The following is a 14,970-nucleotide window of genomic DNA, read 5'->3' on the forward strand; positions in this document are numbered from 1 at the left end:
CGGCCGCTGAAAGTAGATGCCCGTGGTAGCGGGGCGGTCTAGTAGCTAGACCACAGGGAAGTGGTGTACCCCAGTCGCTCCGCTTGCTCCCAGGTATCGACATCGGCGGTGTGCTGGGCGGAGAGCTCAACGCTGACCGGGTTGAGACGGCGCAGGAAGGAACGGACGGAGGCGTCGGTGGTGCCCTCTGAAAACACCGAACGGATGCTCTCATAACGGTAGATACCCACCAGCGGCTGGTAGATGCCCCCAGAAACCCCCCAGAAGCCCTCGGACGCGGGGGAATCCCCCTCATGGCTGAGAGGTCGGGCAGTCGCATCGTTGGCCGCGGCGGTACGCATAAGTCGCTGTACCGCGGGAGCGATGCGCGGGGTATCAACACCCAGGATGAGGCACCATTTCGGCGTCGGGGTACCTGAGCCCTCGCATTGGGCCGCCACACGTTCTAGGCCTGCGTGAATGGCCGCGGCCGGTCCAGAGAAGGGTGGGTCTTCTCGGGTGAGTAGAACGTCGGAGGGGACGGGCAGGGTATCGGGCCCGACCACAACTCGCGGCGAGGCCTGCCGTACCGCCTGCAAAGCGCAGCCGAGAAGCGTGTTCGTGCCGTCCGAGAGCGAGGCCTTGGGCACATGCCCCAGGCGGCTGGACTGCCCGCCGGCCACGACAACCGCGGCGCAGGAGAACTCGGGGTACTCGGGAAGAATCGGGGGAATCGCGGCGGGCGACGGTGAAGAATCGCTCATCTTAACCACCCGCGAAGGGGGGAAGGACATCAACTCGATCGCCATCGGTTAGTGGCGCGTCGGCATCGGAGCGGGTGCCGTTGACCAGGAAGGAACACTGCTCCATAACCTGGGCCAGGGTCAGGCCGGAGGGGGTGGTCCCCGTAAGCTCCCGGCCCAGGTAGGCGATGAGCGCGCCCAGGGTCGGCGAATCAATGTCGCTCGGGGCCACCGACAGCTCGGCGGTACCCGCCGCCGCGCGCGCGGCAGCAAAGAAATGAACCTGCATCATGCTCCTAATGCTATACGAGGGGGCGCGAAAAACAAGGGGATGCTCGGGACAGCGAGAGGGGTTAGCCTCCGATGGCGCTCATGGAGCGGCTCGCCTTGGCAAATTCCTCAATATCGAAATCTGCGTCTTCCTTGCCGTGGGCGCGCGGTTTGAACCACATGCCTTCACGCCAGCGCAGGGCCAGCTCATCGTCCGTGGCGCCGGAGCGCAATAGCTGCATGAGGTCGGTCTCGGTATCGGAGAAGAGGCAGGAACGTATCTTGCCGTCGGCCGTTAGGCGGGTGCGGGTGCAGGCGCCGCAGAAGGATTCGGTCACCGAAGCGATGATGCCCACGCGGCCCAGGGATTCGGTGCCGTCGACGGGGAACCCCGCCTCATCCAGCACGGTGCCGAGCGGGTAGACCTCCCACAGTCGGGCGGGGGAATCGCCGCGTGCTTCGCGTACCGAACCGAGCACGTAGGCGGCCGAAAGCTTCTCTCGAATCTCAGCAGCGGTGATGGTACCCTCACGGGTCCAGCGGTTGTCTGCGTCCAGGGGCATCTGCTCGATGAAGCGCAGCTGGTAGCCACCCTTGAGCGCCCACTCGAGGAGCTCGGGAGCCTGCCCGTCGTTGAGGCCGGGCATGAGCACGGCATTAATCTTGATGGGCCACAGGCCGGCTTCGGCGGCGCCATCGATACCCTTGAGCACGGCTTCCAGCTTGTCGCGTCGGGTGAGCTCGGCGAAGGTCTCGCGGCAGATGGTATCCAGCGAGACGTTGATGCGGGTCAGCCCAGCCTCGGCAAGGGCTGCGGCCCGCTTGTCCAGGCCGATGCCGTTGGTCGTAATGGACAGGGGAACCTCGGGGTGCTCCTGATGGATGCGGGAGATAATGTCGACCAAATCAGCGCGGACGAGGGGTTCACCGCCCGTGAAGCGAATCTCTTCGACGCCCAGCTGGGAGATAGCAATATCTGCAAGGTGCGCAATTTCTTCGGCGGAAAGCAGGTTTTCCTTGGGGAGCCACTGCAGTCCATCGGCCGGCATGCAATAAATGCAACGAAGATTACATTTATCGGTTAATGAGATGCGCAGGTCGGTTGCGGTGCGTCCCCAGCGGTCGAGGAGCGGACCGCTGTTCGTAATATTTGGGAGCTTCCTCCGCGGCTTTGTGGAGGTCTCAGATTTTTCGGGCGTCACAAAAGCAGCACCGCTGTTATTCGCAGAAGATAAGGTGCTTAACAAAGGGCCTGCAATCAGCTGAGAGCGGCCAGAATCTGCCGTGTACGCCATGGAAAACCTATGTAGAAAATTAGTATATTTCGGGTAACAATATGATTATTCCACGTTCGAAGACCCATTACATAGTGTGTGAAGGGTAAGTTACATTCGCGGTGACCCAAAGAAACCGCGATAACGTGTCATGGTGTACGCAAGCTAGGGGGCGTACATAAATTGTCACAAAAGCCTCGCGTGGAGCACCTCACCTCATGCAACTAACACGACTAGTTCAAGGACAAAGTACTTTCATGAAGACTCCTCTCGCCGCTCTTAGCGCACTGGCTGCTGCAACCCTGACTCTGACCGGTTGCGGCTCTTCCCAGGCCTCTTCCTCCGCTGCATCTCAGGCATCCTCCGGCAAGATTCAGGTCTTCGCCGCAGCATCCCTGAACAATGCGGGCGCCGACCTGGAGAAGGCCTACGAGGCAGCTAACCCCGGCGTTGACATCACCTTCGTCTACGAGGGCTCCGCAAAGCTCGTCACCCAGATCGAGCAGGGCGCAACCCCCGACATGCTTATCACCGCAGACACCAAGAACATGGACAAGGCTAAGAAGCTGGACGAGTTCTCTGGATCCGACTCCACCGTTCTGGTCACCAACAAGCTGGTTCTCGTTACTGCTGAAGGCAACCCCGGTAAGATCAACAGCCTCGACGACCTGAAGACCACCGAAGGCGTCGTCGCAGTCTGCAAGGAAGACGTCCCCTGCGGCACCCTGGCACACGAAGAGCTGAAGAAGCACGACATCACCCTCAAGAACGCAACCACCGAGGGTAAGGTCACCGACGTGGCCACCAAGGTCACCACCGGTAACGCCGATGCGGGCTTCATCTACACCACCGACCTCGCAGCAGCCAAGAAGAAGGGCGTAAACCTCGGCTCTGTCGACCTGCCGGACGTTGAGCCCAACGAATACCCTGCAGCGCTGAGCAAGACCGGCGCATCCTCAGATGCCGCTAAGAAGTTCAACGAGTGGCTGAAGACCTCCGACGAGGCCAAGAAGATTCTCGCCGGCTACGGCTTCAACACCACCAAGTAGTCTGTAAACGCTAACCCGCCCGCTCAGCGGGGTTAGCGCGAAAAGCCGGGATGCGGTGGCACCTTATAGAAGTGTGCCACCGCATCCCGTCCCAACTTTTACCCACTACTTGTGGGATACCCACTCCCATTCACCGCCTTCGCCCCCAACCCCTCACGAGTCCATGTCTGTATCTTCTCCTGCCCGCCGCTCGCCGCGATCTTCGGCTCGTCTTTTTGCGTCGGTTCCTCGCTCCTTTACCGTCCCGGCTTTCATCGGTCTTCTGGTGATTGCCGGTCCGCTCCTGGGCCTGTTCCTTAACGTCCCGTGGAGCCAGCTCGGGACCGTCTTCACTCCGCAGGTGATGGGCGCGGCTAATCTTTCGCTCTCAACGGCTGCCGTCTCAACCCTGATTTGCGGTCTTCTGGGTGCCCCCATCTCCCTGCTCCTGTCCAAGGTGCTGAATCGTTCGCGCCTGCACCGATTCGGTGCGGTTCTCTACGCCATCATCTACACCCCGGTGATTCTCTCCCCGGTGGTTTCGGGTCTGGGGCTGCTCTTCTTCTGGGGCCGTAAGGGTCTAATCGGCTCGTACCTCTATCAGGCTGGTATTTCGATTCCCTTCACCTCGAACGCCGTGATTATTGCGCAGACCTTTGTGGCTCTTCCCTTCTTCGTGGCCACCGCGGTTACCACGTTGCAGGCCATTCCCCGCGAGTACGAGGAAATCGCGCTGGTCGAGGGTGCCGGTCCCGCCGAGGTGACTTTTAAGGTGCTCCTGCCCCTGGCGGCTCCCGGTCTTGCCACTGCCTTTCTGCTCTCCTTTGCTCGTGCGCTGGGTGAGTACGGAGCAACCGTTACCTTTGCCGGTAACGTGCAGGGTAAAACCCAGACTATTCCCCTCGCGATTGACCTGGCCATCAACAGTAGTGACCTCCCGAGCGCCCTGGGTAGTGCCCTCATCCTCATCAGCCTCTACCTGGGAATCTTTGGCGTGCTGAGCCTGGCTCGCACGCTCAAGAAGCTACGCGAGCGCCTCGGGTAGCCAGGTTGCGGGGGCAGGCCGTTAGGTGGCACTGTATTTACCCGCCCCCGGGTGCACCGTACACTGTTTATATCCGTATGTCGCACGATAGGAACCGCAATGATCGCTCCCGAGTTCAACGGAACTCCCAACACCGAGGAATACCGCGCCTACCTGGCCCTTCTCCTGCGGGAGGTCTTCATCGGCACGGCGGAGACCGTTCCTCTCGATCATGCGGCAGGCCGAATCCTCGCCCAGGATGTCACCGCCCGCATGGATGTGCCCAGCTTCGACAACTCGCAGATGGACGGCTACGCGCTCACCGCGGCTGCCGTCGATCGTGAGGACCGCATCTTTACGATCGGCCGCGAGATTCCCGCGGGTCGGCCCCTGCAGCGCTCCCGCGCATCCGATGACCTGACCTACCCGATTATGACCGGCGCTCCCATCCCCAAGGGATACGATGCGGTGATTCCCGTGGAGCAGTCGGAACGTATCGAGTACCCCGACCTTCCCGAGTCTTTCGGCCGTCCTAGCGAGAAGATTAAGCTGGCCACCGGCCGCGTGGGGCAGTTCGTGCGCCGCCGCGGCGAGGATGTTGTGACCGGCCAGGTGCTTGCCCGCGCCGGACAGCGTGTGACCCCCGCTCTGCTGGGCGCGCTCGCCTCCCAGGGGTACGCACGTTTGACCGTTGCGGCGGGTCCTCGCGTGCTGGTGTGCACCGGCGGCGACGAGATTCGCTCCGGTACCGCCGGTGAGGACAACGCCTCCCCGGACGACCTCGCGCAGGGCCAGATTTTTGACGCCAACGGTCCGATGCTCAGCGCCATGCTACGTGAGGACGGCGCGACGGTTCGCCGTATCGCAATCGGTGACGACCCCGTTGAACTGCTACACCGCCTGGCTGCCGAGTACGAATCCTTCAAACCGGACATCATTATTACGTCCGGCGGTATCAGCCACGGCAAGTACGAGGTTGTGCGTAACGCCATTGCTAAGGCGCACGAGGCGGACATCCTGGTGCCCGTCTCATGGTTCGGCCACGTGAGCCAGCAGCCCGGCGGTCCCCAGGGCGTGAACGTCCTGGACTTCAAGGGGCACCGCGTCCCCATGATTTCCTTCCCCGGCAACCCCGTGAGTACCCTCATCTCCTACGCGCTGATTCTGCGCCCCTACCTGCGCGCTGGCGGCCCCTACGGTGTACCCCACGCGGTAGCCTCCGAGCAGGCCACCCTTGATAACGCACCCCGCGGCGTGCTGGTGACCGATACTTCGCTCACCGCACCGCCGACTAAGCGCCAGTTCCTGCGCGGCACCCTCGCCATGGTGGAAACCGAGCCGGGCACCTACCGCGTGGAGCTGTATCCGGACGTCCTCTCCGGTTCGCACCTGCTACATCGTGCCGCCCAGGCCGACGTGCTCATCGAACTTTCCCCGGGCATGACGTACACCGGGGGAGAGGCCGTACCCTACCACCGTATCCGCCTTACCGACGATTAATAGACACCCCTTGAGACGCGCCGAGGTAGCCCCTACGGTGCTCTGTCGACGAACACGATACGTCAATTTATAGATTCCAGGAGACACGATGACCTCTACCCCCGAACAGGACCTCACCCATGTGCGCGCCGACGGCTCGGCACACATGGTCGATGTGACGGAAAAATCCGTAACCACCCGCACCGCGGTGGCTGAGGCAACCGTCCACACCCGCCCGGACGTCATCGAGAAGATTTTTGACGCCGACCTGCCCAAGGGCGATGCTCTGCCTGTGGCGCGCGTTGCGGGCATTATGGGCGCCAAGCGCACTCCCGAGATCATTCCGCTCTGCCACCCGCTGCCCCTGGGCAAGATTACGGTGGATTTCGAGCGCGGACCCGACTTTGTGCGTATCGAGGCGTCCGTCAAGACTCGCGGTGTGACCGGTGTTGAGATGGAGGCGCTGACCGCGGTTTCCTCGGCCGCGCTGACCGTCTTCGACATGATTAAAGCCGTTGACAAGCACGCCGTGATTACCGATATTCGGGTCCTGGAGAAGAGCGGCGGTAAGTCCGGCGATTGGTCCGTGCGCGCAGATTCGTAGAATGAAGAAACGGGGTTGGCGTAGTGGTGCGCCGTCCCAAAGGAGGAAAGTATTCAATGAGCACTGACGATTTCACGATGCCTGAGAACCTGACCGGTCTGGTGATTGTTGCCTCGACGCGTGCGGCTCGCGGTATCTACGAGGATAAGTCCGGCCCCATCGCGGTGGAGTGGCTACGCTCGCGCGGTTTCGAGACCCCGGATCCCGTGGTGATTGAGGACCGCGAGATTATCGATTACTTCAACAACCTGGTGGCCGAGGGTAAGAAGAACGGTAACCTGCCGACTTTTATTCTGACCAGCGGTGGTACTGGCTTGAACTCTGATGATCAGACCGTGGAGGCCGTGCGCCCGCACCTCGATAAGGAAATCCCCGGTATTATGCACGCCTTCTGGATGAACGGTCTGAAGAATGTTTCTTCAGCTGTTCTCTCTCGCGGTGTAGCCGGCGTGATTGACCGTACCTTCGTGATGACCCTGCCGGGATCGCGCGGTGGTGTAAAGGATGGCGTGACCACTCTTGATCCGCTGGTCGAGCACATTTGCCGCCAGATGGAGGACTACCATGACCACTAAGCCGAAGGTCGATTCTGCGGTTCCCGCCGAGGCTCCTCTGGACCATTCCGGTGATCAGGGCGCTGAACCCAGCGGCTCGACCGTTATCTTCACCGATATTACCGAGGCTCCGCTAGAGCCCCTGTACGCCGCCGCGAAGACCGAGGTTATGACTGAAGCCATGGGAGCCCTCGTGATTTTTGACGGTATTGTGCGCAACCACGATCACGGTAGCGCGGTACGCGGGCTGTCGTACAGTGCGCATCCGCAGGCTCGCGAGTACATTGCTGAGGTGGCTGCCGAGGTGGCTGCCGAGCTGGACGGTGTGCGCTTGTGGGCGGTACACCGCGTTGGCCCCATCGCCATCGGCGAGTCCGCTCTGACCGTAATGGTCGCAGCCGCCCACCGCGGCCGCGCCTTCGATGCCTGCGAGCTGGTGGCGGATCGAGTCAAGGCTCGTGTACCCATCTGGAAGGAGCAGGAGCTGCTCGATGGAAGCATCGAGTGGGTTGGCGTGGACACCTCGCCCTGCTAATCCGCAATCCTACATATTCTTATATTTTCATATAAGCCTGCCAGAGAGGTATCCTCTGTGGCAGGCTTTCTTTTTCTCAATGTATCGCTTCGCTGAATACACCTCAGAAAGGTTGCAGCAATGTCCCATGTTTCTTCACGTGATGTCGAGGAACTCTCCGATGCCGAGCGTGCGTTTTACTCTCGTCAGCTGATTCTGCCCGAGATGGGGTACGAGGCCCAGCTGGCACTCAAGGGCGCGCGTGTGGTGGTGCTGGGAGCCGGCGGCCTGGGGGCTCCTTCTCTGCTATATCTGGCGGGTGCAGGTGTGGGGCACATCGTTGTGATCGACGACGATCGGGTGGATACTTCCAACCTGCACCGCCAAGTGATTCACACGTATGCTCGCGTCGGCAACTCCAAGGCTGAGTCGGCGGCGGAGTCTCTTCGCGCTCTGAACCCTCACATTCAGGTTGATGCGGTGTGCGCACGCCTGGCGGCTGAGAACGTTGATGAACTGCTGGCCGGCGCAGATCTCGTGCTCGATGGCAGCGATAACTTTGAGTCGCGTTACCTGGTATCGGAGGCTGCAGCTCGAGCCGGTATTCCTCACGTGTGGGCCGCCATTCTTGGATTCGATGCGCAGCTCAGTGTTTTCTGGGCAGGCCACGGCCCGGTGTACGAAGACCTTTATCCTCATGCTCCCGCTGAGGGGAGCGTACCCTCGTGCAGTACCGCGGGGGTCGTGGGGGCTATGGCTGGTGTTGTGGGTGCCGCGATGGCGATGGAAGCTGTAAAGCTTTTGACGGGGGTGGGTAACCCCCTTATAGGTGAGGTAGGCCTATATTCGGCATTAGGTGGAAGGTGGGAATATATACCCCTTGTAGCTAGTGCGCAAGCTGAGCCTAAGAAAACGCCTGAATTGCCCCAAAAAACGAACAAGAAGGCCCAAAATCGCGTAATAATTCGTAATATTCCAAATGATTTAACTGGCTCTTCCATACCTTCTACCCCCTCTGTGGTGAGTGCTCGGGAGCTTAAAACGATGCCAGAGGGCGAAAAGATTGCCCTTTTGGATGTTCGAGAACGAGTCGAATTTGCTGCTTTTGCTATAGAGGGGGCGATTAACCTACCCCTGACGGAGATTCTGGAATCGTCTCGAAAAGGTGATTTAAAGGCGCTAATTGGGCGTAAAATCCCTCCAAACGCTGGAGAAATCGTTATTTACTGCACCGGGTATACGCGAACAGTTGAAGCGGCACGTGAGATAGCGCCCTTGGAAGACCGTCCGGTGCGTATGCTCGAAGGCGGAATCTCGGCCTGGCTTACGGTTTAGATGACCTTTTAAATTCTTAATTAGGGTAGGTTTTTATTCTGTATTTTCTATGCTGAGTTTCCGATATATTGGCAGTATGGAACAAGCATCACAGATTAAGGGCCCGGACGGCCCCCTTACCGATCAGCTGATTAAGTTCGGTAAGTTCTTCTCCCGCTGGGACGAGACTGACGACGGCCGCGCTGTCTTCCGTGAAGGCGGCCGCGAAGGTGACGCCTTCTACCGCGACCGTTGGAGCCACGATAAGGAAGTTCGCTCGACCCACGGCGTGAACTGCACCGGCTCCTGCTCCTGGAAGGTGTACGTCAAGGACGGCATTATCACCTGGGAGGCGCAGGAAACTGACTACCCCTCGGTTGGCCCCGATCGCCCCGAGTACGAGCCCCGCGGTTGCCCCCGCGGTGCAGCCTTCTCGTGGTACACCTACTCGCCCACCCGAGTTAAGTACCCCTACATTCGCGGTCCCCTGCTGGAAATGTACCGCGAGGCAAAGGCTATCCACAGCGATCCCGTGGACGCCTTCCACTCCATCGTGTCCGACCCCGCTAAGCGTTCCCGCTACGTGAACGCCCGCGGTAAGGGCGGTTTGGTGCGCTCGACCTGGGCTGAGGCTCTCGAGCTGATGGCCGCTGCCCACGTGCACACCATTAAGTATTACGGTCCCGACCGCAACACCGGCTTCACCCCGATTCCGGCAATGTCCATGGTCTCCTTCAGCGCGGGTGTTCGCTACATCCAGCTGATGGGTGGCGTGATGACCAGCTTCTACGACTGGTACGCCGACCTCCCCGTGGCTTCCCCGCAGGTCTTCGGTGACCAGACCGACGTTCCCGAGTCCGGTGACTGGTGGGACGCTGCGTACCTCATCATGTGGGGTGCAAACGTTCCGCTGACCCGTACCCCGGATGCCCACTGGGTCTCCGAGGTCCGCTACCGCGGTACCAAGGTTGTCACCGTGAGCCCCGACTACGCCGACAACACCAAGTTCGCTGACGAATGGCTGCCCGCACAGGCAGGTACCGACGCAGCGCTGGCAATGGCTATGGGCCACGTCATCCTCAAGGAAAACTACGTCGACCAGCGTGTCGAGTTCTTCGAGGACTTCTCCCTGACCTACACCGACCTTCCCTTCCTGGTCACCCTGGAGACCCGTGAAGACGGTGTGAAGGTTCCCTCTAAGTTCCTGACCGCAGCTAAGCTCGCTGGCGAGGCTGAGCAGGCTAACTCCGACTTCAAGCCTGTCATGATGGACCGCGAGACCGGTGAGGTCTTCGTTCCTAACGGCACCATGGGTCACCGCTACGCAGCCGAGGACCAGGGCAAGTGGAACCTGGACCTGCAGGGCCGCAAGCCGATTCTGTCGATTCGCGACCTGCCCCAGGGCGAGTCGGCTGCCGTCGAGATTAAGATGCCGACCTTCGACGACCCGAAGGGTCACGGCGACGTCATCACCCGTGGTGTGCCTGTTGCCTACGTTGAGGGCCACGAGGTCACCACCGTCTTCGACATCATGCTGGCACAGTACGGTGTTGGCCGTGAGGGCCTGCCCGGTACCTGGGCTAAGGACTACGACGACTGGAGCGTTCAGAACACCCCGGCATGGCAGGAGCCGATTACCTCCGTGCCCGCCGAGGCCGTTATCCGCATTGCCCGTGAGTTCGCTAAGAGCGCCCTGGATTCCGGCGGCCGTTCCATGGTGATTTTCGGTGCGGGTATCTGCCAGTGGTACCACGCTGACACCACATACCGCGCTATCCTCGCCCTGCTGAACCTGACCGGTTGCCAGGGTCGTAACGGCGGCGGTTGGGCTCACTACGTGGGCCAGGAGAAGGCACGTCCGCTGACCGGTCTGACCAACATTGCAAACGCACTGGACTGGAGCCGTCCGCCGCGTCACATGATTGGTACCGGCTTCTGGTACATGCACACTGACCAGTTCCGTCAGGACGCATACTCCACCGACTACCTGCAGTCCCCGCTGGCTAAGGGCGAGCTGCGCAACGTTCACACCGCTGACGTCGTGGCACGCTCCACCCGCATGGGCTGGATGCCGTTCTACCCGCAGTTCCCCGAGAACTCGATGGACCTGGCAGACAAGGCAGAGCAGGCAGTGGCACGCGGCGAGGCATCCTCGAACGCAGACTACATTGCTCAGCGCCTGAACTCCGGTGACCTGGAGTTCTCCGTCGAGGACGTTGACAACCCCGTCAACTGGCCCCGTACCCTGACCCTGTGGCGTTCGAACCTCTTCGGTTCCTCTGCAAAGGGTGAGAGCTACTTCCTGAAGCACCTCGTCGGTAGCATGGACAACGTCCAGGGTGAAGACGCAGAGACCCACCCGAAGGAAGTTAAGTGGGTTGACGAGGCTCCCCAGGGCAAGCTGGACCTGCTGGTCACTTCGGACTTCCGTATGACCTCCACGACCCTGCTGTCCGATATCGTTCTGCCGACCGCTACCTGGTACGAGAAGCACGATATCTCCTCGACCGATATGCACCCGTTCCTGCACGCGTTCTCCCCGGCAATTGACCCGCCGTGGGAGGCAAAGACCGACCACGAGACCTTCAAGGCACTGGCGTTCGAGTTCAGCCGCCTGGCTAAGAAGCACCTCGGCGTCCGTAAGGACATCGTTTCGGTCCCGCTGCTGCACGACACCCCCGGCCAGATTGCTCAGCCTGGCGGCCACGCACCCGACTGGAAGAACACCCCCGGTATGGTGGGTGTACCCGGCAAGAACATGCCGAACTTCGTCACCGTCGAGCGCGACTACGGTGCACTGTACGACATGTACACCACCGTTGGTCCGCTGTTCGACAAGCTCGGTGCTACCACCAAGTTCGTGACTTACGACCTGAAGCACGAAGTTGCCAAGATGGCTAAGGAATTTGGTGTGATGGACTCCGGTAAGGGCGCAGGCCGTCCCGCACTGGACACCGACGTGAAGATTGCCGAATCCATCATGATGATTTCGGGTACTTCTAACGGTGAGGTTGCTGTCAAGGGCTTCAAGGAGCTCGAGAAGCAGACCGGTCTGCACCTGATGGACCTGGCAGAGGGTAACGAGGAACGTCGTATTACCTTCCCCATGACCCAGGCCGCACCGCAGCCCGTGATGACCTCTCCCGAGTGGTCCGGTTCGGAGACCGGCGGTCGCCGCTACGCTCCGTTCACTGTCAACATCGAGAAGAAGAAGCCGTTCCACACCCTGACCGGCCGTATGCACTTCTTCCTCGACCATGACTGGATGCACGAGATGGGCGAGGCCCTGCCGATTTACCGTCCGCCGCTGGACATGACCGGTCTGTACAACGAGCCCGAGCTCGGCACGACCGATGGTGTTTCGGTTGCTGTTCGCTACCTGACCCCGCACAACAAGTGGGCTATCCACTCGCAGTACTTCGACAACCAGTACATGCTGAGCATGTTCCGTGGTGGTCCGGTCGCTTGGATGAGCCCCCAGGACGCCGAGAAGATTGGCGTCAAGGACGGCGAATGGGTTGAGTGCGTGAACACCAACGGTGTCTTCGTGGGTCGTGCGGTTGTCTCGCACCGTATCCCCGAGGGTATCTCCTTCGTTTACCACGCTCAGGAGCGTATGGTCAGCCCGAAGTCTGAAATCACCGGCAAGCGCGGTGGTATTCACAACTCGGTGACCCGTATTCTGCTGAAGCCCACCCACATGATTGGTGGCTACGCTCACTTGGCGTTCGCCTTCAACTATCTTGGACCGACCGGTAACCAGCGAGACATCGTCTCGTTCATCCGTCGCCGTAAGTCCCAGGAGGTAACTTTCTAATGCGCGTTATGGCACAAGTTGCTATGGTGATGGCACTCGATAAGTGCATCGGTTGCCACACCTGCTCCGTGACCTGTAAGCAGGCATGGACGAACCGAGCCGGTACCGAGTACGTCTGGTTCAACAATGTGGAGACTCGCCCCGGTCAGGGTTACCCCCGCCGTTACGAGGACCAGGAAAAGTGGAAGGGCGGCTGGGTGCTGAACAAGCGCGGTCGTCTGGAGCTCAAGAGCGGTAACCGCTTCCAGAAGCTCTTCTCGATCTTCGCTTCCCCGATTCAGCCCGAGCTCAGCGACTACTACGAGCCCTGGACTTACGATTACCAGAACCTGACCACCGCGCCCCTCGGTGATGACTTCCCGGCAGCAAAGCCGGTCTCCCTCATCACCGGTGAGGACACCAAGGTCGAGTGGGGTATGAACTGGGACGACAACCTGGCTGGTGCAACCGAGTATGGTCACCTGGACCCGCTGGTTGAGAAGGTCCGCAAGAAGGCTGAGGACAAGATTAAGTTCGAGTTCGAGCAGACCTTCATGTTCTATCTGCCTCGTATTTGTGAGCACTGCCTAAACCCCTCCTGCATGGCTTCCTGCCCCTCCGGCGCTATCTACAAGCGCGCCGAGGACGGTATCGTGCTGGTGGACCAGGACCGTTGCCGTGGTTGGCGTCAGTGCATCACCGGTTGCCCCTACAAGAAGGTGTACTTCAACCACAAGACGGGTAAGGCTGAGAAGTGTACCTTCTGCTACCCCCGTATTGAGGCTGGTATCCCGACCGTGTGTGCTGAGACCTGCGTGGGTCGTATGCGCTACATCGGTGTCTTCCTGTACGACGCAGACCGTGTGACCGAGGCTGCTTCGGTTCCGGACGAGAAGGATCTCTACGAGGCTCAGCTGTCGCTGATGCTTGATCCTAACGACCCGGCCGTGATTGAGCAGGCGCGTAAGAACGACATCCCCGATGCGTGGATTACTGCGGCTCAGAAGTCTCCCGTGTACAAGCTGGCCAAGGAGTGGAAGGTGGCTCTGCCCCTGCACCCCGAGTACCGCACCATGCCGATGGTTTGGTACGTGCCGCCGCTGTCCCCGATTGTCGACCTGCTCAAGGAGCAGGGCCACGACGCTGAGAACAGCAACAACCTCTTCGGTGCTATTGAGGCTCTGCGTATTCCGGTGGAATACCTGGCTGAGCTGTTCACCGCAGGTGATACCGAGGTCGTGACGAACGTTCTGCGTCGCCTGGCTGCTATGCGTTCGTACATGCGTGACATCAACCTCGGTGGCGAAGGCAATGAGGAGATTGCCCAGGCGGTTGGCATGACCGGTCAGCAGATCTACGAAATGTACCGTCTGATGGCTATCGCAAAGTACAACGAGCGTTACGTCATTCCGAAGGCTCACATGGAGGACGCCCACAACCTCGAGGAAATGGGCTGCTCCCTGAGCGTGGATGGCGGACCCGGCATGTACGGCGATGCGTTCAACGACATGGAGGGTCGCCCGACCCCCGTGTCCACCGGTGTCTACGAGGCTAACAACAAGGTCAGCTTGTTCAGCTGGGACGGTTCTTCCCGCCCCGACGGCCTCTTCCCGAATACCACCGGAAAGAAGTAATAAGTGGCTGGATTCTTTTCCAAGCTCATGGGCAAGGCCGGTTCCGAGGCTCAGGCCTCGGAACCGGCTCAGCCGGAGAATCCGTTCGATATCGACTACGGACCCGGCGAAGACAAGGACTCGGTGATTTACCAGGTCAGCGCTATGCTCCTGGGCTATCCCGATGAGCAGATGCTGGAGGTTCTCCCCGAACTGGTCGCCATCACCGCGGCTACTGAGGACGAGTCCTTCATCGCAGCTGTTGATGCGATGCAGAAGTGGCTTACCTCCAAGGATCTGGAGGACGTGCAGTCTGAGTACGTGCAGGAATACGATCTTTCGCGTCGTCACTCCCTGCACCTGTCGTACTGGACTGATGGTGATACTCGCCGTCGCGGTGAGACCCTTCTGCGTTTCAAGCAGATGTACCGCGACTCCGGCATGCTGACCGTTTTGAACGGTGAGCTTCCGGATTACCTGCCGCTGGTGCTCGAATTCTGTGCGCTGGTTGATCGCCGTAAGGGTCGCTCGGCTCTGCAGGCGTACCGTCCTTCCCTTGAGCTTCTCCGTCTTGCAATGAAGGACGGAAGCTTGCCCCACTACGGGTTGTTGCAGAGCATCTGCGCGACCCTTCCCGGCGTCTCTCCCGAGACCCAGGAAGAGGTCCAGCGGATGGCCGGCTACGGCCCGCCCGTCGAGACTGTTGGCCTGAATGGTTACGCTGATCATCAGCTGCTCCAGCAGGCGCAGGCTCGTTCTAACTAGTTTTATCCCTGAG

At 60.3% G+C, this 14,970-nt stretch carries 13 protein-coding genes; 10 read left to right on the plus strand and 3 right to left on the minus strand.

All coding sequences use genetic code 11. The features are described 5' to 3' along the window. Positions 1-38: 38 nt before the first annotated feature. The 3 genes from HMPREF2944_RS02530 to moaA form a co-directional block, all read right to left on the minus strand. Complete coding sequence (locus tag HMPREF2944_RS02530) at positions 39-743, minus strand: molybdenum cofactor guanylyltransferase (RefSeq protein ID WP_070680162.1); 705 nt, start codon at positions 741-743, stop codon at positions 39-41. A 1-nt stretch (position 744) separates the two neighbouring features. Beyond that, a complete protein-coding gene (locus HMPREF2944_RS02535) occupies positions 745-1,011 on the minus strand; it encodes a MoaD/ThiS family protein (RefSeq protein WP_070483641.1) in 267 nt (88 codons plus the stop codon). A gap of 64 nt (positions 1,012-1,075) precedes the next feature. Next, positions 1,076-2,287 carry a GTP 3',8-cyclase MoaA gene (gene moaA / locus HMPREF2944_RS02540; RefSeq protein ID WP_049343260.1) on the minus strand — a complete coding sequence of 404 codons (1,212 nt, stop codon included), beginning with the start codon at positions 2,285-2,287 and terminating at the stop codon, positions 1,076-1,078. 236 nt (positions 2,288-2,523) lie between these two features. Between moaA and modA the strand changes: the two genes are divergently transcribed. The 10 genes from modA to narJ all read left to right on the plus strand — a co-directional run bounded on the left by modA (position 2,524) and on the right by narJ (position 14,957). Then, positions 2,524-3,315, plus strand: coding sequence for a molybdate ABC transporter substrate-binding protein (gene modA / locus HMPREF2944_RS02545; RefSeq protein WP_070680165.1), 792 nt, complete (start codon positions 2,524-2,526; stop codon positions 3,313-3,315). A gap of 163 nt (positions 3,316-3,478) precedes the next feature. Then, the gene (locus HMPREF2944_RS02550) at positions 3,479-4,339 is read left to right on the plus strand and encodes an ABC transporter permease (RefSeq protein WP_070680168.1); all 861 of its coding nucleotides are present in this window, start codon (positions 3,479-3,481) and stop codon (positions 4,337-4,339) included. Positions 4,340-4,438: 99 nt separating this feature from the next. Further along, positions 4,439-5,818: a molybdopterin molybdotransferase MoeA gene (locus HMPREF2944_RS02555; protein ID WP_049345772.1), complete on the plus strand. Its 1,380-nt coding sequence runs from the start codon at positions 4,439-4,441 to the stop codon at positions 5,816-5,818. A gap of 88 nt (positions 5,819-5,906) precedes the next feature. Continuing rightward, complete coding sequence (moaC, locus tag HMPREF2944_RS02560) at positions 5,907-6,401, plus strand: cyclic pyranopterin monophosphate synthase MoaC (protein WP_049345775.1); 495 nt, start codon at positions 5,907-5,909, stop codon at positions 6,399-6,401. 56 nt (positions 6,402-6,457) lie between these two features. After that, positions 6,458-6,976: a MogA/MoaB family molybdenum cofactor biosynthesis protein gene (locus HMPREF2944_RS02565; RefSeq protein ID WP_049345777.1), complete on the plus strand. Its 519-nt coding sequence runs from the start codon at positions 6,458-6,460 to the stop codon at positions 6,974-6,976. Continuing rightward, entirely contained in the window at positions 6,966-7,490 is a 525-nt protein-coding gene (locus HMPREF2944_RS02570; protein ID WP_070680171.1) for a molybdenum cofactor biosynthesis protein MoaE, read from the plus strand. The genes HMPREF2944_RS02565 and HMPREF2944_RS02570 overlap by 11 nt, the downstream gene beginning before the upstream one ends. 120 nt (positions 7,491-7,610) lie before the next feature. Further along, the gene (locus HMPREF2944_RS02575) at positions 7,611-8,804 is read left to right on the plus strand and encodes a ThiF family adenylyltransferase (RefSeq protein WP_070680174.1); all 1,194 of its coding nucleotides are present in this window, start codon (positions 7,611-7,613) and stop codon (positions 8,802-8,804) included. A 76-nt stretch (positions 8,805-8,880) separates the two neighbouring features. Next, positions 8,881-12,600, plus strand: coding sequence for a nitrate reductase subunit alpha (locus tag HMPREF2944_RS02580; protein WP_070680176.1), 3,720 nt, complete (start codon positions 8,881-8,883; stop codon positions 12,598-12,600). Further along, positions 12,600-14,213, plus strand: coding sequence for a nitrate reductase subunit beta (gene narH / locus HMPREF2944_RS02585; protein ID WP_070680179.1), 1,614 nt, complete (start codon positions 12,600-12,602; stop codon positions 14,211-14,213). The genes HMPREF2944_RS02580 and narH overlap by 1 nt, the downstream gene beginning before the upstream one ends. Positions 14,214-14,216: 3 nt before the next feature. Then, the gene (gene narJ / locus HMPREF2944_RS02590) at positions 14,217-14,957 is read left to right on the plus strand and encodes a nitrate reductase molybdenum cofactor assembly chaperone (protein WP_049343398.1); all 741 of its coding nucleotides are present in this window, start codon (positions 14,217-14,219) and stop codon (positions 14,955-14,957) included. Positions 14,958-14,970 lie beyond the last annotated feature (13 nt).

It is taken from the genome of Rothia sp. HMSC072E10 (genome assembly GCF_001813965.1).
GTDB classification, from domain to species: domain Bacteria; phylum Actinomycetota; class Actinomycetes; order Actinomycetales; family Micrococcaceae; genus Rothia; species Rothia mucilaginosa_A.